This window comes from Ningiella ruwaisensis (assembly GCF_004798935.1).
GTDB lineage: Bacteria > Pseudomonadota > Gammaproteobacteria > Enterobacterales > Alteromonadaceae > Glaciecola > Glaciecola ruwaisensis.
In genome coordinates, this window is record NZ_RAHT01000002.1 from 269,762 (window position 1) to 288,080 (window position 18,319).

Below are 18,319 nucleotides of genomic sequence, written 5' to 3' on the forward strand. Positions count from 1 at the left end.
TCTCTTTTATTCTACACGTAAGATATTTTAGAGTTATCATGAAACAGTTATCTTGAAACAGGTTTCTTGAACTAGTTATCTTGAAAGAGTTATCTTGAAATAGGTATCTTAAAAAACATCTTGAGTTCAGGTTTATAATGACAACAAGTAAATCAGCAACACAGGTTACCTGCCCCACCTGTAAATCAAAAGTCATCTGGGATGCAAAATCTCCCTACCGCCCTTTTTGTTCTAAACGATGTCAACTGATTGATTTAGGTCAGTGGGCCAATGAAGAAAATGCAATTCCGGCGGGTAAAGACAGCAATGCTGAAACCGAATTTGGTTTGAGTGCTGACGACATTGAAAATATTGAGGCGATGCTTTCACAGCAAGAGGATGACTTTTTTAAATCATGAATATTCAGTCGGTTTTAGTTTGTGGCGGCACGCATGGCAACGAATTATCGGGTGTGTATGCAGTTAAACACTGGATGCAGGACGATAGTAAGCTAAAGCAACATGCAGAAAGCTTCTCTCTGGATTTTTTACTGGTCAATGAGCTGGCCATCGAAAAACGGGTTCGCTTCATTGACGAAGATTTCAATCGTCAGTTTTCGCTGGAAAAGCTTGCTATTTATCAAAAGCAATCGAATGAGACTACACTGCATGAACATGCACTCGCGCAAACGCTTAACCAGCGCTTTGGCCCAAAACAAACACCAAAAATCGATTTTTTGATTGATATTCATAACACCACAAGCAATATGGGACCTACACTCATCGTGCTTGAAAGCGATGATTTTAACCGCCAGCTAGCACGCTATGTGAAAAAGGAAATGCCAAGCGCCGTTATTTTGGTGGAAGACCATGTTGACTATCTTGCCCATCCTTACTTTTGCACGCTTGCTAAAAAAAGCGTGATGATTGAAGTAGGACCTCAACCTCAAGGCACTTTAAGAGGCGAGGTTTATCAGCAAACGCTTGAAATGACAGAACATGTGCTTAAATTTATTGCGCTTTTCACTGAGAGTAGAAAGAAAGAGAGTGAACAAAAGGAATTGCTGTCAGGTTTAGCTCAAGTCGAGGCATTTAAATTAACAGGTGAAATGCCTTATCCTGTTGATGATTCTGGCCAGCGAAATGCGATGATCCACCCAGCTCTAGACGCTAGAGACTTTAGACCCTTAAACAAGGGTAAGCCTTGCTTTTTGCATTTAGACGAGTCAGAAGTGCTCTGGGATGGCGAGACGGTCTACCCACACTTTATTGGCGAAGCTGCCTACGACAGGCTAAATTTAGCGTTTGCTACTGCCGATAAGATCTTGTTTTAGTGTTTATCCTTGATGCTGATGCGATGTTGGTGCATGATTGCATCAACATCAACTCTTTTAAGGTTTCAAAATGTCTCGTCAAAGCATCACACTCTCTTCACCAAATGACGAATGGCTGAAAGCGCAAGTATCCAGCCAAGAATTTAGCTCCAAGAGCGAGGTGATAAATGATCTTATTCGCAAGGCACGAAAAGAGCAGGAGGAATTGGAGTTATTGCGAGCAAAATTAGCAAAAGCTGAAAAAAGTGGGTTTAGCAGTCGTAGTCCCGATGAAGTACGAAGGGAAGCCAAACGGCGCTTGAATCAGAATGAAGGATAAGTATCAATGTGTTCTTTCCAATGAGGCTGATCAAGATCTAGATGCTATTTACATCGAGGGCTTTTACAAGTGGGGTGAAAAGCAAGCAGACCAATACTTTGACTCACTTTTAAAACACTTTCAGCTTTTATCAGAAAACCCATATTTATTCAGGTCGGTTGATGAAATAAAAGCAGGCTATAGGCGAAGCGTTTGCGGAAAGCACGCCATTTATTATCGCATCGTCGATAAAACAGTCGAGATTATGGCTCTTGTGAAATACGAAAATAGGCCCTAGTTTTTGTTTTTAGGAAAGGGCAAAATCTACCGCCGCATTGGCGTGCAGTTCGGTGGTATTGAAAACAGCCAATTCTGCAAAATCGCTTTGACTAATAAGTAACAATATTTCAGTACAACCTAAAATCACGCCTTGCGCGCCAGTGGACTTTTGTAACGACAAACAGGTATCGATGTAAAACTGCTTTGAACTCTCAAGTAATCTGCCTTTAACGAGTTCGTCAAAAATAATCCGGTCAATGTCAGTTTGCTGAGCTTCCCCCGGTACTACAATTTCAATACCCGCTTGATGATATTCCTGTTTGACATAATCAGCTTTCATGACAGGTTGCGTGCCAAGCAAAATGATTTTTTTCAAACGCTGCGCCTGAATGGCCTCTACAGTAGGTTTGGCGATATGGATAAATGGAACTCCTGTTTGCGCTTCAATATTATCAAGCACTTTATGCATAGTATTTGAGACGCAGACAATCACATCAGCTCCCGCATTAGCAAGCTGCATGGCTTTCGATTCTATATACGAACGCGCCTCTTCCCAGGCATTGTTACGCACATAGTATTCAATGTTACCAAAATTAACACCGCAGATAAGCGTTTCAGCAATTTCCCAAGCCCCAAGTCGCTCGTTTACCTGAGCATTAATAAACCTATAGTATTCCATCGTGGCTTTATCGCTCATTCCACCTAAAATACCAATGGTTTTCATTTTTGTTGGGCGTGCACTTCTCATAGTAAGTTGCTCATAGTAAAAAAAGTCTACAACAGGCTTATAAAAGAAAATCAATCAATCAGATTGACTTCCCGGAGTTTATCCAAAATTAAAACATTAGCCTCTGGAAAATCATAGTTTGCCAAGTGCTCAGCCGAGACCCATCCAGCCTCCTGTCCTTCTGCACCTTTTGCAGTGCCGTTAAAATCTTTCACTAAAAATACATGTAAACGCACTTGTTTGTCGGGATATTCGAATTCCAAATTAATTAAGGTTTCAAAATCGGTAGTCTGTATCGCAACTTCCTCTTCCAACTCTCGTTGCAATGCTTGCTCAGGGGACTCTCCGGCATCGACCTTGCCACCGGGAAATTCCCATTTATTGCCTTGATGCTGCTCGGCATTACGTTTACAGATAAAAAAATGGCGGTTTCGGTAAATTACACCAACCGCCACATCAATATACTTCACTTAAACACCCTATTTCTGACTATAACTAGCATGGTTTAAAACAATCTGAGAAATTACTTAGCGGCTGTTTTAATAAAAAAGAGGGGGGTGAGCTGTCAAAGTGTCCAAAGGCATGGACGCCTTTGGTCAAGCGGCCATGGATGGCGAAAAGCGTCTTTGACAGCTCACCCCCCTCTTCTTTATTTGAACAGCCGCGAACAAGCCTGCGTGTGTGCCCTTATTTTAATTTACCGTGACATTGTTTGTATTTTTTGCCTGAGCCACATGGGCATGGATCGTTGCGCCCTACTTTCGGTCCTTGTCTTTGTACCGTTTGTGGTTTTTCAGGTTGCTCGCCTTGTCCAGTTTGCGATGGAGCGGCCTTGTGTTCAGCAATTTGCTCTGCTTCCTGTCGGCGACGCTGCGCCTCAACCGCTTCAACGTCTTTTTGCTCTTGAACCTGAACGCGAGACAAAATACTGATCACTTCAATTTTGAGGTTATCTAACATAGTTGAAAACAACTCAAACGACTCACGCTTGTATTCTTGCTTCGGATTTTTTTGTGCAAAAGAGCGCAAGTGTATACCCTGACGCAAATAATCCATCGACGCTAAATGCTCTTTCCAATGCGTATCAAGCGTTTGCAACATCACTGCTTTTTCAAACTGGCGCAGCACCTGTGCGCCAACCGTTTGCTCTTTCGCGTTGTAAGCTTGCTCTGCTTTTTCAAGGATAAACTCGCGAAGCTTTTCTTCATAAAGTTTGTCATCTTCATCCAGCATTTTACGAAGCGGTAAATCCAGGCTAAAGTCACCTTTAAGGCGTTCTTCAAGCCCTTCAACATCCCACATTTCTTCCAGAGACTGCGGCGGAATATACTGACTAATAACGGTATCCATTACGTCTTTACGAACGTTAACAATGGTTTTGCCTATATCACCTTCGTCTAAGAGTTCGTTGCGCTGTTCATAAATTACACGACGTTGATCGTTGGCAACATCGTCGTATTCAAGCAATTGCTTACGAATGTCGAAATTACGGCCTTCCACTTTGCGCTGTGCATTTTCTATCGCGCGAGATACCCATGGATGCTCAATAGGCTCGCCTCTCTCCATACCTAAACGCTTCATCATTGCGCCCATTTTCTCAGAAGCGAAAATACGCATTAATGGGTCTTCTAAAGATAAATAGAAACGAGAGGAGCCCGCATCTCCCTGACGGCCTGAACGACCACGAAGCTGGTTATCTATTCGGCGAGATTCGTGACGTTCTGTACCGATAATGTGTAAACCGCCAGCTTCGAGCACTGCATCGTGACGCTCCTGCCATTGCTTTTTGAGTTTTTCGATTGTCTCTGGCTTAGGATCGTTTTTCGCCTCAAGTTCAACCTGTAAATTACCACCTAGAACAATATCGGTTCCCCGACCTGCCATGTTGGTCGCAATGGTTACAGCGCCAGGCATCCCGGCTTGCGCCACAATTTCAGCCTCTTGAGCATGAAACTTCGCGTTCAGTACTTTATGTTTGATTTTCTCTTTTTTAAGTATCTTGGACAGTAACTCAGAGTTTTCAATGGATACTGTTCCTACCAATACCGGCTGGCCACGCTCAACACAATCTTTGATATCTTCAACTATCGCTTCGTATTTTTCCTGCGCAGTTAAATAGATGCGATCAGCAAAGTCTTTGCGGATCATGGGCTTGTTGGTTGGAATGACAACCGTTTCAAGGCCGTAGATGTGATTAAATTCAAAGGCTTCTGTATCTGCTGTACCGGTCATACCGGCAAGTTTGTCATAAAGGCGGAAGTAATTTTGGAAGGTAATAGATGCTAGCGTTTGGTTTTCATTTTGAATATTTACGCCTTCTTTTGCTTCAACCGCCTGGTGTAAACCTTCTGACCAGCGCCGCCCTTCCATTGTGCGTCCTGTATGCTCATCAACAATGACAATTTCTTTGCCATCTTTAACAATATAATCGACATCTTTGGTAAATAACTTGTGGGCACGCAAAGCCGCATTCACATGGTGAAGAAGTGGAATATTAGCGGCGGCAAATAAAGATTCACCGTCAGGCAAAAGCCCTTCTTTTTGCAGCAACTCTTCAACAAATAGCTGACCATTTTCGGTTAAGTGAACCTGTTTCCCTTTTTCATCTACCGTAAAGTGACCTTCGCCGTGATTGTCTTCTTCGTCTTCTTTTTCTTGCTGGTTTAAATGCGGAATGATGGTATTTATTTTTTTGTATAGCTCTGAGCTATCTTCGGCAGCGCCTGAAATAATCAGAGGGGTTCGAGCTTCATCAATCAGGATAGAGTCAACTTCATCGATTACTGCATAGCTTAGCGGTCGCTGCACTCTATCTTGTGGACTAAAGGCCATATTATCGCGCAGATAGTCAAAGCCAAATTCGTTATTTGTTCCGTAGGTCACATCCGCATTGTAGGCTTCACGCTTTTCTTGCTGCTGCATACCCGGGACGTTACACCCTACGCTTAGGCCTAAAAATTCAAATAAGCTCCGGCTCCAGTCCGCATCTCGCCTGGCAAGATAATCGTTGACGGTGATAACATGAACACCGTTCCCAGTAAGTGCATTTAAATAGGTGGGTAAAGTCGCGGTCAGGGTTTTTCCTTCACCGGTACGCATTTCTGCAATTTTACCTTGGTGCAACACTAAACCACCGAGCATTTGCACATCAAAGTGACGCATACCATATACGCGTTTACTTGCTTCTCTAACCACTGCAAAAGCTTCGATAATCAGGCTGTCGAGTTTAGCACCATCAGCAATGCGCTGCTTAAACTCATCGGTTTTCGCTTTTAATGCTTCATCGCTTAGGGCTTCAAATTCTGATTCTAGGGCGTTAATCGCGACAACAGACTTTTGCATTTTTTTCAGCAGGCGATCGTTGTGCGTGCCAAAAACTTTTTTAAAGATACTTGCAAACATGCTTATGGAACATCCAAATTCGTGTATTTAAAAAACGCGTCATGGTAACAAAAAAGCTTACCAAAAAACACAAGTGCTTATCGTTCTTGATAAAAAGTTGCTTTTCGTCACACCCGAGGCATTTACTGTGCTAGGTATTTAAAAGCTGACAAGAAACTAGGGAGAGTAAGGAAAGAACTCACGCATATAAGGCTATTACAGCAACCTAAGCGCAGATAACTAGCGGTACACGTAGGGCAAAGGGTCAACTTGTTTTCCGTTTTTTAACACTTCGTAATGAACATGGGCGCCTGTTGAGCGACCCGTACTGCCCATAAGTGCAATCACCTGACCTTTGGTGACCACGTCTCCCATCGAGACCTGGATAACATCGTTATGCCCGTATCGCGTTTTAAGACCATTACCATGGTCAATTTCAACAAGATTGCCATAGCCAGAGCGTTCTCCCGCCCACGTCACAATCCCTGCGCCCGTTGCAATAACACCAGAACCCGTTTTACCCGCAAAATCGACCCCTTTGTGCATGGCAGGTCGACCTGAAAACGGGTCTTTTCGCATACCGTAATAAGATGACAACCAACCCTTGGCAACAGGTCGGCCCGCTAACTTACTCTCTTGTTCTATATTGAGTCCAATAAGAATAGTTTCAAGGGCTTCTATTTGCTGAACTTTAAATTCCAGCGCTTGTTGCATATCGTGCATGGCAGCACTTAACGATTCAGGTGCGTCCAATGGTGATTTTATTTCTTCCGGCAGGGTAAAGTCGTCAGTCGTTAGGCCGTTTTTTTCAGCAATACTGTGGCTGACGGTGTCTAAGTAATCAATTTTTGCTCGCATACCAGCTATTTGCTGAACAAGCTCTGCAACTTGCTCATGCGTTGCGTTTTCTAACTGCGAAACACGAGCGATTTGTTGCTCAAGTCCGGTTTTAACCACATTCAGGCGAATTTGATTTTCGTATACCGATTCTGTGCTTCGACTGGAAACGAGCAAAACAAGCGATAGAAGCACAAAGGCACTAACCACGCGGCGAAGCGAAAGTCGCTTAGCGATACGGGTGCGCTTTCCTTTAACGAGGATAGTGATGTTCATTCATTAACTGCCTATCGAAATGTGTTATCTATTAAACCCGAACTCTAGCGGCGCTAATCCAGTGCCATAGCCACTAGCGCGCTACTACGTCAAATTCAAAAATTTAATAAAGCCCTTACGATTTATATCGGCGCCTATACTAAACAGCAAAAATATAAAATCAAAGTGTCTTTTTATATCTTACTTATATCGGCGCATACACAAATGTATGAAGCTCAAATATTTTTGTCAGAATTTTCATATAGTTAATTATTATCGACGCCTTAGATGATGAAGTTTTAGTGCGTCGAAAAATACCATAAAAAAAGCGCCACTAAAAAGACGCTTTTTTAAATTGTCTAACTATTAAGCAAAATTAAGCAAACTTCATTCCAAAGGAAGAGCCAGATTCTATATATTTGATTGGCAGGCTGTCTTCATTCTCAAATTCAACATATTCCCAGGCGTCTTCTGCATCCAGAATAGCATTAAGTAGTTTGTTGTTAAGGCCATGACCGGTTTTATAAGCCACTAACTCACCAATTAAATTGTGACCGCCTAAAAACAAATCGCCTACTGCATCAAGAATTTTATGTTTTAAAAATTCATCGGAATAACGCAAGCCTTCCGGATTAAGTACGCGATACTCATCAAGCGCCACTGCATTATCCATACTGCCGCCAAGCGCCAGATTCATAGAATTCATCAGTTCCAAGTCGCGCATAAAGCCAAAGGTTCTTGCTCGGCTCACCTCATCCACATAAGAATCTTTAGAAAAATCTAATACGCAATGCTGACGCGTTTGAGAAATAGCCGGATGATCAAAATCAATAGCAAAATCAACCTTGAAGCCATTGTACGGTCTAAATTCTGCCCATTTATCACCATCTTCGACGCGAATCGTTCGTTTGATTTTAATAAATCGTTTTGGCGCATCTAGTTCTTCAATGCCTGCGCTTTGAAGCAAGAAAATGAAAGGACTAGCGCTACCATCAAGTATAGGGAGTTCATGACTGTCAACTTCAACAATAATGTTATCTATACCAAGACCTGACAATGCCGAAGCCAAATGCTCAACCGTGTGAATAGAGTGGCCGGCCTCGTTGGTGATGCAGGTACACAATGTAGTATCTGCGACGTCTCGGGCGTTTGCGTGAATATCAACAACCGGATCTAAATCGATGCGACGAAAGACAACACCAGTATTAGCCGGTGCAGGTCGTAATGTCATGCGCACTTTGCGTCCCTTGTGCAAACCTATGCCGGTTTCCGTAACGGCGGTTTTGATGGTTCGCTGTTTGAGCATTTTAGTAATTTTTCGTAATTAATTTGATAAATTCATAAAAGTGTAACAAAAAACCCCTTGAACACAAAGGGTTTTTTATTTTTCAAGCACTTTGTACGATATTTTAGTCTGTTCAGACCAGTTAGTCTGCCTGTCTTCTCAAAAATGCAGGAATATCAAGATATTCAAGCTCACCTGATGGTGACTCTTCTTCTGCTTTTTGACCTCTAGGCGCACTAATTGGCGAAGCGCTATCAGTTCCTGTTGCACGCTGCGGCGTTCGATCATTGTCCACAAGCGTGATATCAGGCTTTCGTTCAGCACCTATACCTGTTGCGACTACCGTTACTCGCACCTCGTCTGTCATTTCAGGATCAATTACGGTTCCAACTACAACGGTTGCGTTCTCAGAAGCAAAGGCCTTAACTGCATTACCAATGGTTTCGTACTCATCGATCGCAAAGTCCATTCCCGCTGTGATATTTACCAAAATACCGCGCGCGCCAGACAAATCGATGTCTTCAAGTAGTGGACAGGCAATCGCAGCTTCAGCCGCTTCCTCTGCTCGGTCTTCGCCTTTTCCGATACCGCTTCCCATCATCGCTGTGCCCATCTCTGACATAACGGTTTTAACATCGGCAAAGTCAACGTTAACAAGACCGGTGCGGGTGATAAGCTCTGCAATACCCTGAACAGAACCACGAAGTACATCGTTAGCTGCACTAAACGCTTGAAGCAATGGCGTACCACGGCCCATGACTTTGAGCAGCTTTTCGTTTGGAATGGTAATCAAAGAATCGACATATTTAGATAATTCGGCGATCCCTTGGTTAGCAAATTCGGCACGTTTTTTCCCTTCAAACGGGAAAGGTTTGGTAACAACTGCAACCGTTAAAATACCCATGTCTTTAGCAAGTTTCGCGACCTCTGGCGCAGCACCTGTACCTGTGCCACCGCCCATACCTGCAGTGATAAAGACCATATCAGCCCCCTCAAGGGTTTGACGAATCTTTTCTCTGTCTTCTTGTGCGGCCTCGCGGCCAACATTTGGATCTGCACCTGCACCCAGGCCTTTGGTGAGTTCATTGCCTATTTGCAGTTTGACTGATGCAGTAGAATTTTTTAAGGCTTGCGCGTCAGTATTCATGGCAATAAAGTCAACACCTTCTATGACTTGCGATACCATGTACTCAACAGCATTGCCGCCGCCTCCGCCAACACCAACAACTTTGATGACGGCTTCGTCGCTTGGATTATCCATCAGTTCGAACATTATAATTCTCCGATACCTTTAAAAACCTGTGCGCACAGGTTTTATATTGATTTAGCGCTTAAAGGTCCCCTAAAACTCACCTTTAAACCAACTTTGTATGCGCTTTAACACGCTCTCGTCACCATTTTTTGATGGTGCTTTCTTATTATTAGAATTTTGTTTTCCATATTGTAAAAGACCTACTGCTGTGGCGTAACTTGGATCGTCAACATATTCAGCAAGCCCTTTAACAGAATGTGGTTTTCCTACTCTTACTGGCATTTGAAACACTTCTTCTGCAAACTCCACTGCCCCTTCCATTTTGGCAGTACCACCGGTTATAACTAAACCAGCGGCGATTTGATCTTCAAATCCACTGGCTTTGATTTGCTCATACGCAATTTCAAGTAATTCATGGTATCTCGGCTCGATGACTTCGGCCAAGGTATGGCGAGACATTCCTCTAGATGGGCGTCCGCCCACACTAGGGACTTCAATGGTCTCCTCCATGCTTACCATATCTTTTAGCGCACAAGCATAATTCACTTTTATCTGCTCGGCGTTATTCATTGGCGTGCGAAATATTTTCGCAATATCGCCTGTGATTTGATTGCCACCAAGCGGTATTACCGCAGTATGACGAATCGCACCGTCTGTGTAAATCACGATATCAATGGTCCCACCACCAATATCCGCAACACATACACCGAGTTCTTTTTCATCGTCCGTCAACACTGCGTACGACGAGGCTAACGCACTGAAGATGGTCTGATCTACTATGAGATCACAATTTTCAATACATTTCACCATATTTTTTGCCATATCGTCCGCACAAGTAATAATATGTGCGGCTGCTACCATTCTCACGCCCGACATGCCGATGGGATTTTTAATTCCCTCCTGTACATCAATCACAAATTCCTGTGGTAATACATGCAGCAGTTTTCGCTCTGCAGCCATTGGTACCGAACGTGCCGCGTGAATAACGTTATCCACATCATCTTGCGTAACTTCCTGATTGTTGATAGGCACCATGCCCGTCTCATTTTGACACTGCACATGGCGACCGCTTATGGACATAAATACGCTTGATACATGGCAATCGGCCATCAACTCCATTTGCTCAATTGCATTACGAACGGATTGAACGACCAGGTTAAGGTCGTTTACGCCGCCCTTTTCCATGCCACGGGATTTATGCTCACCCACGCCAACAATGCTCAAATGACCGTCAGGCAGGATTTCACCTACCACAGCTTTGACCATGCTTGTGCCAATGTCGAGTCCGACTATGAGATCTCTTTCTAACGCCTTAGACACGCTGAATAACCACCTTAATTGTTCGTATTGTTATCGGTATCAGCTGCAGAAATCGGGAAGGCATCTGCCCATCCCACTGCCAGTCCTGTATCATACCGCAAATCTATATAATTTATTGCTTTTTTTTCATCTTTTAGTAGCGGAAATACATCGATAAATCTTTGTAATCGCTTAATATATTCCTGTCTGCCTAAATTGAGCGTGATGCCGTTCTCGAGTTTCACCGTCCAGGCAAATCGTTCGCTCAAATTTAACATCTTAATTTTTTGTCCACTGGCACGTAAAAGCGCTCGCATATGCTGATATCCAGTCAGAGCTGTTTTTTCACTTCCGCCTGGCCCAAATAACTTCGGCAGACGAATCTCCAGTTGAGATTCCTCCTGTTCTGAGGCAGCATTAATCTGTTGTTTAAGTGCCGATATTCCGTCAAACGATTCACCATATTTATTCAAAAGCATGTCATCGTTCCACTGAGCAACCGCCTTTTGCTCCACTATGTGAATATACAGGCTACTTGGCCAGCGCTTTCTAATTGATGCGCTGTACACCCACGCTTGTGATTCAACCAGTTGGTGCACTTCATTAACATCTATAGCAAAAAAACTGCCACTATTGCTTTCTCTGATTAAGGTTTCTAACCAGTCGGGCGAAATCATGCTCAGCTCTCCCGTAAATACAATAGACTGCACAGGTAATTGCTGCTCATCCTGCAGCCACTCATAAGCTTTGTAGGCGCCGTATATCAGCAAAGCAATAACAATAACAAACACAGTCAGGCCTACAGGGAGAGATACTTTGTCCTCCTCATACTGCTGTGTGTTTGTATTTACGCTTAGCTCATTTGCCATTCGTTCAATTTGCCTTGCTGGTTATTTTTGATTCTCAAGCGTTTCATTTAAAATGTTGATCACCAATTGCGTGAAACTGATCCCCGCCTGCTTCGCCGCTTTTGGCACAAGTGACTTTTCTGTCATGCCCGGAACGGTGTTTGATTCGAGCAGAAAAAAATTACCGTTATTATCACGCATTACATCCACTCTTCCCCAGCCCTTACCAGAAAGTGCTTCAAACGCGGTAAGTGCAAGGCGCGCTAACTGTTGCTCTTGCGCCATAGGTAAGCCCGATGGACAAAAATACTGCGTTGTGTTGGTCTGATACTTGGCTTCATAATCATAAAATACATTTGGCGATGTCATGCGAATGGAAGGCAACGCCTGTCCATTAAGAATTGCGACAGTGTATTCGGGCCCGTTAATGTAGGCTTCAACCAGCACGTTGTCATCGTAGCTAAAGGCATCCTCTACGGCGCGAGCCAATTGTTCGGCATTATTAGCTTTTGCCATGCCGATGCTTGAGCCTTCATGTGAGGGCTTGACCATGACGCTACCGCCTAAATCCTCGAGGATTTGGGCACATTCGTTTGCATTGAAGGTTTGTTTATCGAGCACTCGATAGTCGGCGGTTGGCAGATCGCGAGCAGACCAAACCAGTTTAGATAAGACTTTATCCATCGCAAGCGCTGAGCCCAGTACGCCCGTTCCCGTATATGGGATATCTAGCTGTTCCAAAGCGCCTTGCATCACGCCATCTTCACCGCCGCGGCCGTGTAAAATAATAAAGGCCCGCTCAAAATTATCGCTAAGCAATTCATGGATTGAGCGCTCTGCGGGGTCAAAGGGATGGGCATCAATGCCGGCTTCTAAAAGCGCGCTTAACACCGCCCGGCCAGACGCGAGACTGACTTCTCGTTCCGCTGAGTCACCACCCAGTAAAACGGCCACTTTTCCATAAACGCTCGCATCGTGCATTTCAATCATCGCGCTTGTCTCTCTTAAGCTTTTGCTCTGCAAATTGTGTTAATCCGGATAAATCGTCATGACGAGTTTCCATTCTGCTGAATGCGCTTGCCAGCCCTTGAGCTAGCGTACCGATGTTACCTGCACCTTGCATAAACAGCACATCCTGATCATGCAACAAGTCGGGCAGCACTGTATACAAATGTTCAGGTTCACCTACATAAACAGGATCAACTTTTCCGCGCTGTCGAATAGACCGACATAAGGTTTTGCTATCAATACCGTCGATAGGATTCTCACTGGCTGCGTAAATATCCAATAACAATAAAACGTCCACATCAGATAGCACTTCTACAAATTCCTCATATAGGTCGCGTGTACGGGTATATCGATGAGGCTGATAAACCATAAGCAATCGTCTTTCAGGCCAGTTACTCCTTGCAGCGGCGATAGTCATTGCCACCTCGGTTGGGTGATGTCCATAATCATCCATTAATGTGACTTGTATAGTGCTCTCAACATTTTGCTCTGTAGCAGACAATGGACTTTGTAACTGATTGGCAGAACCGATATTTAAACTAAAGTCGCCTAAATGCTGAAAACGTCGTCCGATACCACCAAATGAGGCTAAAGCAGCAAGCATGTCTTGATCTGCAATACCTTCATCGCTCGCCACGGCTATGGCAGCTGTGGCATTTAATACATTATGGACGCCAGGAAGACTCAGCTTTACGCGCAAAGGAGGAGCTTGCGTGTTTTTTCTCTGTACCGTGAACTGGCTTCTATTCACCCCATAAACAATGTCGCTGATCACAATATCATTGTGAGGCTCCAAGCCATAAGTAATATATTTGCGCTCAATTTTAGGTAGCAGCTCCTGAATAACAGGATCGTCTCCGCATAAGACGGCCAGCCCATAAAACGGTAGGTTATGCAAAAATTCAATATAGGCCTGCTGCATTTTAGTAAAGTCGCCTTCGTATGCTTCAAGGTGATCGGCTTCTATATTGGTTACAATGGAAACGGTTGGCTGTAAGTGTAAAAACGACGCATCTGATTCGTCTGCTTCGGCGATCAGGTATTTGCTTGAGCCTAACTTTGCATTAGTGCCTGCACTATTGAGCAAACCGCCTATTACAAATGTAGGATCAAGCTCAGCCTGCGAATAAATGGTAGCCAGTAAACTGGTGGTGGTCGTTTTTCCGTGCGTGCCGGCAACAGCAATGCCGTAGCGAAAACGCATTAACTCGGCCAGCATTTGCGCCCGGCGAATAACGGGTATACGAAGCTCGCTGGCTCTTAACACTTCGGGGTTATCTGCTTTTATCGCACTGGATACAACCACTAAATCACAGTTTTCAACATGACTTGCCTTATGTTCAAAGAAAATGCTGGCACCCAAACCTGAGAGGCGTTTAGTCATATTGCTGTGAACGGCGTCTGATCCTGTAACATGATATCCCAGATTTAACATGACTTCGGCAATTCCGCCCATTCCCGCACCGCCAATGCCAACAAAGTGAATGGTGTCAACGGAGCGCATTTTATGCCTGGCAGCCTCAAGCGCAGTATTTGACAAGGCTTTTACACTCATTGACTGCCCTCCTTAGTATCTTGTTCAGCAAGAGATTCACAAAGGTCTGCAACATGTTTTGCTGCGTCCATTTTCGCCAGGCTCCGTGCTTTTTTAGCCATATCGTTGCGCAGTGCTTCATTTTCACAAAGTATTTTTAAATGCATTGGCAGCTCTTGCTTTAACTGCTTTTGCTGCACAACAAATGCGGCTTCTTGCATCACAAGATAATTTGCATTCATACTTTGATGATCATCCACAGCAATCGGTAAAGGCACAAAAATGGCAGGTCGTCCGGCCGCAGCTACTTCAGCCACCGTAAGGGCGCCAGCACGACAGATGACAAGATCTGCCCAGTCGTAAGCTGCTTGAACATCTTCAATGAACTCAAGTACCTCTGCATCAAGACCGAGTGATTGATAACGTTCAATAAGTGCCTGAGACTTTCCTTTACCGCTTTGATGCTTGATGGCCAAGGGTGTGTGCGCATGTTGATCTGTAAATATTTGAGGCAACTGTTCGTTAAGTGCAAGTGCACCCAAACTTCCGCCAACTACCAGTATATTTACAGGCTTGCGCGACGTGTGTTTACGAATTGATAATTCTGACACTTCTGAGAAAGAGGCACGAATGGGATTGCCAACAAAGCGACAGCGTTTTGGTGCTTTTGACTGCGCTTGATTGATACTCACATCAAAGCCACAGAGAACTTCGTCAGCTATTTTTGAAAGGTAACGATTTGTCATTCCAAACACAGCATTTTGCTCATGCAATACCAGCGGTAAGCGCAGGGTATAAGCCGCTATGCCACCCGGGCCGCTTGCGTATCCACCCATGCCAAGTACTAAGTCTGCCTTGAGTTGCTTTAAAATCTGGCGAGCTTTTAACACTGCTTTTAATAGCATAAAAGGCATGATTAATTTGCGAACAATCCCTTTTCCTCGCAAACCACTGATGGGTAAAAAGTGAATGCGATAGCCATGTTTAGGAACCGCTTGTGCTTCCATTTTATCCTCAGTACCAAACCATTCGATTTGCCACCCTCGAGCGCTGAGTTCATCTGCAACTGCCAAGCCAGGAAAGACATGTCCACCCGTCCCCCCTGCCATTATGACAATAGTTTTATTTTGTGTTCTTTGCGTGGCATTCGCCTTTGAAGCGACCGTAGCTTTATCAGCCATAACTCGCTCCGTTCTCTGCATTTAAACCTGCACGTAAACCCGTATGTGAATCTGAATCAGCTTCATCCATAAATTCAGCGTGCGTTTCTGCGGTCTTTTCCGCTTTTGCACGTTTCAAAGCCAGGCGCGCTCGCTTACTGCTGTTTTTATTGCCGCGCTTTTTCTGCGATATTGCCTGCACACCATCCACTCGCATTTCAAAATCTATCCGGATCAGAATTGCAAGGGCAATGGTCATAATAATAATTGAGGAGCCGCCGTAGCTTACAAGCGGAAGCGTTAGGCCCTTAGTGGGCAATATCCCTGAACTGGCGCCAATATTGACCGCGGTCTGAAAACTGAACCAAATACCAATACCGTAGGCGATAAATCCGTCAAAAGGCCGCTCATTAGCCAAGGCTTTGCTGCCAATTCTGAGAGAAAATATCACCATCGCCAGAATGAGTAACAAAACAAGAAGTACACCAAAAAAACCAAGTTCTTCAGCGAGGATGGCCATAATAAAGTCGGTATGCGCTTCAGGTAAGAACTCGAGTTTTTGTACGCTGTTGCCAAGCCCTTGCCCAAACCAGGAACCGCGACCAAAAGCCATTAGAGACTGCGTGAGCTGATATCCAGTACCGAAGGGGTCTGCCCATGGATCTAAAAATGCGGTGATACGGCGCATACGATATTCAGAAAATACAATGAGTGTTACAACCGCTGATAAGCCTGCGAAGGCGATGGCAAAAAACTGCCAAAGCTTGGCGCCAGCCAAGAACAGTAATGCAAGCGTGGTGGCAAACATAACAATCACGGTGCCAAGATCAGGTTGAAACAATAGCAAGGTGGCAAACAGGAAAAATACCAAGAGCGGTTTTCCAAATCCTTTTATCGTTTCGGTGACCTGCTCGTAACGCCTCACCAGATATCCTGCTAAATAGCAAAAAAAGAACAGCTTGGCGGGCTCTGCGGCCTGCACCGTGATTGGACCCACAACAATCCAACGGGTTGCTCCGTTGACATTGCGCCCAATTAATAAAACAGCAATGAGTAGGCCAATCGCCACAAATAGCAAATAAGGGTTGGCTACGCGCCAAAACTGCATGGGAATGTTTAGCACAATCATGCCAGAAATAATCGCAATGGTGATGTAGACCAAGTGCCTTATGGCAAAGTGAAAGGGGTTATCATGCAAGCGGTCTGCGATAGGCATTGAAGCTGACGTTACAATCACAAAACCAATTGAGAAAAGTGCTACCGCAATCAAAACAAGCGGCAAATGATAAGCTCTTGGAGATGAAACATCTGACCCATCGTGTTTTTGCGAAAAAAGCTTTGCTAAAGTGGAAGTATCCGATTTCATAACACCCCCAGAGCAAGCTGTCTAAACAGCTCACCGCGCTGCTCGTAATTGCGGAACATATCCGTACTGGCGCAAGCAGGAGACAACAAAATCGTATACGGTTGTTGCTGCTGTGCATGTGAACTGTTTGTTTCTGACATCTGGCGCACAAGGCTAAGGGCCAGGGCGAATGACTCATTTAAATCCTTTACCTTGTGCGCTTCAGGATAAATATCGATGAGCTTATTCGCATCTTTGCCAAACACAATGCATGCACTGAGTGCGCTTTCAAACAGGCTTTTTAAAGATTGCAAATCCGCACCTTTTGCATCTCCTCCTGCGATTAAAATAGTCGGCCAATTTAATGCCTCAACACATTTAAGCGCAACGGCACATGCACCGGGATTTGTTGCTTTTGAGTCGTTTACAAATCGAAGTTCAGCATTTTCCCCAATCAACTCAAATCGGTGAGGCAAGCCTTTATAAGCTTTTAAGGCAGCAAGCGCAGGGGCTATGGGCAACTGCATGGCATAGTGAACAGCAAGTACCACCTGCATGTTAAACATCAGGTGGGGCAAAGGTAAGTGTAAACTTGAAGCATCAATTAATTTGGTGTGATTTAAATAGATACCTTGTGCGTCTTGGTAAAAATGCCCCGAGTCAGCAAAGTCACTGTCGTATTCTTCTGTGTTTATTTGCGAAACGCTCACACAAATTTCTGAATTCATTGAATTCCCGCGTGACTTCGTTGAGCTTGGTAAAATACTCACTGCACTCTCGGATGAATGATGAGGGAACGTTAAGTGGTCATCGCGATTTACAATGCATTTTTGCGCGTGCTCAAAAATACGCTGCTTGGCTTTGGCGTAATTTTCAAGGCTTTGATGTCTGTCGATGTGATCTTCCGTGACATTTAAAATACACGCCACATTCAAGGGTAGTGATTGCGTAATTTCCAACTGAAAACTGGATAATTCTAATACTACAACGTCTGCGTCCTGATTCAGTAAATCCAGGGCGGCAACCCCAAAGTTACCTCCCAGGGCAACGTTTAAACCGCAGGCATTTAACGTACAGCGCAACATATCAACCACGGTGCTTTTGCCATTTGAGCCAGTTATACCAATGCAGGGCAGATGATTGTGAGCTGCAAATAAATCCAAATCGCTTATTAGTTTTTCAGTGGCGATGAACTGGGAAAGTGGCGCTTGCTTTGGATCGATACCCGGACTTAATACAATGTGATCATAGTCAGCTAATTGACTGTTGGGCAAAAGTAGTTCGCAGTGAAAAGCGTTTTCTTTCGCTTGCCCGATTGAAAGCTCTTTGATGAGGATTTCGCGGTTTAAAGCCTGTTTATCAAAAACTGTCACTTTTGCGCCTTGGCTAAGTAAAAACCTGGCGCTGGCTTTTCCGCTCACACCCATTCCTACCAAGGCGAAATGGCGGCCATGATATTGAGTGTTTAAAGAGCTGGATTCAGCGAGCGCGGTCATTGT

At 44.4% G+C, this 18,319-nt stretch carries 17 protein-coding genes; 4 read left to right on the forward strand and 13 right to left on the reverse strand.

Features of this window, described 5'->3' with window-relative positions:
• Positions 1 to 137 precede the first annotated feature (137 nt).
• From yacG to D6V41_RS04645, 4 genes are all read left to right on the forward strand, one after another.
• Positions 138 to 398, forward strand: a complete 261-nt coding sequence (yacG, locus tag D6V41_RS04630; protein ID WP_136250311.1) for a DNA gyrase inhibitor YacG — start codon at positions 138 to 140, stop codon at positions 396 to 398.
• Complete coding sequence (locus D6V41_RS04635; protein ID WP_136250312.1) at positions 395 to 1,312, forward strand: aspartoacylase; 918 nt, start codon at positions 395 to 397, stop codon at positions 1,310 to 1,312. The genes yacG and D6V41_RS04635 overlap by 4 nt, the downstream gene beginning before the upstream one ends.
• Before the next feature lie 70 nt (positions 1,313 to 1,382).
• Entirely contained in the window at positions 1,383 to 1,631 is a 249-nt protein-coding gene (locus D6V41_RS04640) for a ribbon-helix-helix domain-containing protein (protein ID WP_136250313.1), read from the forward strand.
• Positions 1,621 to 1,908 carry a type II toxin-antitoxin system RelE/ParE family toxin gene (locus D6V41_RS04645; RefSeq protein ID WP_136250314.1) on the forward strand — a complete coding sequence of 96 codons (288 nt, stop codon included), beginning with the start codon at positions 1,621 to 1,623 and terminating at the stop codon, positions 1,906 to 1,908. The genes D6V41_RS04640 and D6V41_RS04645 overlap by 11 nt, the downstream gene beginning before the upstream one ends.
• A 9-nt stretch (positions 1,909 to 1,917) precedes the next feature.
• Here D6V41_RS04645 and D6V41_RS04650 read toward each other — a convergent pair whose 3' ends face one another.
• The 13 genes from D6V41_RS04650 to murD form a co-directional block, all read right to left on the reverse strand.
• Positions 1,918 to 2,637: an aspartate/glutamate racemase family protein gene (locus D6V41_RS04650; RefSeq protein ID WP_136250315.1), complete on the reverse strand. Its 720-nt coding sequence runs from the start codon at positions 2,635 to 2,637 to the stop codon at positions 1,918 to 1,920.
• Positions 2,638 to 2,687: 50 nt separating this feature from the next.
• Positions 2,688 to 3,086, reverse strand: a complete 399-nt coding sequence (gene mutT, locus D6V41_RS04655; protein ID WP_136250316.1) for an 8-oxo-dGTP diphosphatase MutT — start codon at positions 3,084 to 3,086, stop codon at positions 2,688 to 2,690.
• 217 nt (positions 3,087 to 3,303) lie between these two features.
• Entirely contained in the window at positions 3,304 to 6,018 is a 2,715-nt protein-coding gene (gene secA, locus D6V41_RS04660) for a preprotein translocase subunit SecA (RefSeq protein ID WP_136250317.1), read from the reverse strand.
• A 219-nt stretch (positions 6,019 to 6,237) separates the two neighbouring features.
• Positions 6,238 to 7,110 carry a M23 family metallopeptidase gene (locus D6V41_RS04665; RefSeq protein WP_136250318.1) on the reverse strand — a complete coding sequence of 291 codons (873 nt, stop codon included), beginning with the start codon at positions 7,108 to 7,110 and terminating at the stop codon, positions 6,238 to 6,240.
• A 355-nt stretch (positions 7,111 to 7,465) separates the two neighbouring features.
• Positions 7,466 to 8,395, reverse strand: coding sequence for a UDP-3-O-acyl-N-acetylglucosamine deacetylase (lpxC, locus tag D6V41_RS04670; RefSeq protein ID WP_136250319.1), 930 nt, complete (start codon positions 8,393 to 8,395; stop codon positions 7,466 to 7,468).
• Positions 8,396 to 8,516: 121 nt separating this feature from the next.
• On the reverse strand, positions 8,517 to 9,647 hold the full coding sequence (gene ftsZ / locus D6V41_RS04675; RefSeq protein WP_136250320.1) for a cell division protein FtsZ: 1,131 nt from the start codon (positions 9,645 to 9,647) through the stop codon (positions 8,517 to 8,519).
• Between the two features lie 69 nt (positions 9,648 to 9,716).
• On the reverse strand, positions 9,717 to 10,946 hold the full coding sequence (ftsA, locus tag D6V41_RS04680; RefSeq protein WP_136250321.1) for a cell division protein FtsA: 1,230 nt from the start codon (positions 10,944 to 10,946) through the stop codon (positions 9,717 to 9,719).
• 14 nt (positions 10,947 to 10,960) lie between these two features.
• On the reverse strand, positions 10,961 to 11,794 hold the full coding sequence (locus D6V41_RS04685) for a cell division protein FtsQ/DivIB (protein ID WP_136250322.1): 834 nt from the start codon (positions 11,792 to 11,794) through the stop codon (positions 10,961 to 10,963).
• 21 nt (positions 11,795 to 11,815) lie between these two features.
• Positions 11,816 to 12,763, reverse strand: a complete 948-nt coding sequence (locus tag D6V41_RS04690) for a D-alanine--D-alanine ligase (protein ID WP_136250323.1) — start codon at positions 12,761 to 12,763, stop codon at positions 11,816 to 11,818.
• Positions 12,756 to 14,336, reverse strand: a complete 1,581-nt coding sequence (gene murC / locus D6V41_RS04695; RefSeq protein ID WP_136250324.1) for a UDP-N-acetylmuramate--L-alanine ligase — start codon at positions 14,334 to 14,336, stop codon at positions 12,756 to 12,758. Before murC ends, D6V41_RS04690 begins: the two co-directional genes overlap by 8 nt.
• On the reverse strand, positions 14,333 to 15,496 hold the full coding sequence (gene murG / locus D6V41_RS04700) for an undecaprenyldiphospho-muramoylpentapeptide beta-N-acetylglucosaminyltransferase (protein ID WP_136250325.1): 1,164 nt from the start codon (positions 15,494 to 15,496) through the stop codon (positions 14,333 to 14,335). Before murG ends, murC begins: the two co-directional genes overlap by 4 nt.
• On the reverse strand, positions 15,489 to 16,841 hold the full coding sequence (gene ftsW, locus D6V41_RS04705) for a cell division protein FtsW (protein ID WP_136250326.1): 1,353 nt from the start codon (positions 16,839 to 16,841) through the stop codon (positions 15,489 to 15,491). The genes murG and ftsW overlap by 8 nt, the downstream gene beginning before the upstream one ends.
• Positions 16,838 to 18,316, reverse strand: coding sequence for a UDP-N-acetylmuramoyl-L-alanine--D-glutamate ligase (gene murD, locus D6V41_RS04710; RefSeq protein ID WP_136250327.1), 1,479 nt, complete (start codon positions 18,314 to 18,316; stop codon positions 16,838 to 16,840). The genes ftsW and murD overlap by 4 nt, the downstream gene beginning before the upstream one ends.
• Between the last annotated feature and the right edge of the window lie 3 nt (positions 18,317 to 18,319).

What these genes read in the sequence shown, in the direction of transcription:
- D6V41_RS04650 (WP_136250315.1), bottom strand. Translation starts at nt 2,637, where the DNA reads ATGAGAAGTGCACGCCCAACAAAAATGAAAACCATTGGTATTTTAGGT.
- murD (WP_136250327.1), bottom strand. Translation starts at nt 18,316, where the DNA reads ATGACCGCGCTCGCTGAATCCAGCTCTTTAAACACTCAATATCATGGC.
- D6V41_RS04665 (WP_136250318.1), bottom strand. Translation starts at nt 7,110, where the DNA reads ATGAACATCACTATCCTCGTTAAAGGAAAGCGCACCCGTATCGCTAAG.
- D6V41_RS04685 (WP_136250322.1), bottom strand. Translation starts at nt 11,794, where the DNA reads ATGGCAAATGAGCTAAGCGTAAATACAAACACACAGCAGTATGAGGAG.
- D6V41_RS04635 (WP_136250312.1), top strand. Translation starts at nt 395, where the DNA reads ATGAATATTCAGTCGGTTTTAGTTTGTGGCGGCACGCATGGCAACGAA.
- secA (WP_136250317.1), bottom strand. Translation starts at nt 6,018, where the DNA reads ATGTTTGCAAGTATCTTTAAAAAAGTTTTTGGCACGCACAACGATCGC.
- murG (WP_136250325.1), bottom strand. Translation starts at nt 15,496, where the DNA reads ATGGCTGATAAAGCTACGGTCGCTTCAAAGGCGAATGCCACGCAAAGA.
- murC (WP_136250324.1), bottom strand. Translation starts at nt 14,336, where the DNA reads ATGAGTGTAAAAGCCTTGTCAAATACTGCGCTTGAGGCTGCCAGGCAT.
- yacG (WP_136250311.1), top strand. Translation starts at nt 138, where the DNA reads ATGACAACAAGTAAATCAGCAACACAGGTTACCTGCCCCACCTGTAAA.
- lpxC (WP_136250319.1), bottom strand. Translation starts at nt 8,395, where the DNA reads ATGCTCAAACAGCGAACCATCAAAACCGCCGTTACGGAAACCGGCATA.
- D6V41_RS04690 (WP_136250323.1), bottom strand. Translation starts at nt 12,763, where the DNA reads ATGATTGAAATGCACGATGCGAGCGTTTATGGAAAAGTGGCCGTTTTA.
- D6V41_RS04645 (WP_136250314.1), top strand. Translation starts at nt 1,621, where the DNA reads ATGAAGGATAAGTATCAATGTGTTCTTTCCAATGAGGCTGATCAAGAT.
- ftsZ (WP_136250320.1), bottom strand. Translation starts at nt 9,647, where the DNA reads ATGTTCGAACTGATGGATAATCCAAGCGACGAAGCCGTCATCAAAGTT.
- ftsW (WP_136250326.1), bottom strand. Translation starts at nt 16,841, where the DNA reads ATGAAATCGGATACTTCCACTTTAGCAAAGCTTTTTTCGCAAAAACAC.
- D6V41_RS04640 (WP_136250313.1), top strand. Translation starts at nt 1,383, where the DNA reads ATGTCTCGTCAAAGCATCACACTCTCTTCACCAAATGACGAATGGCTG.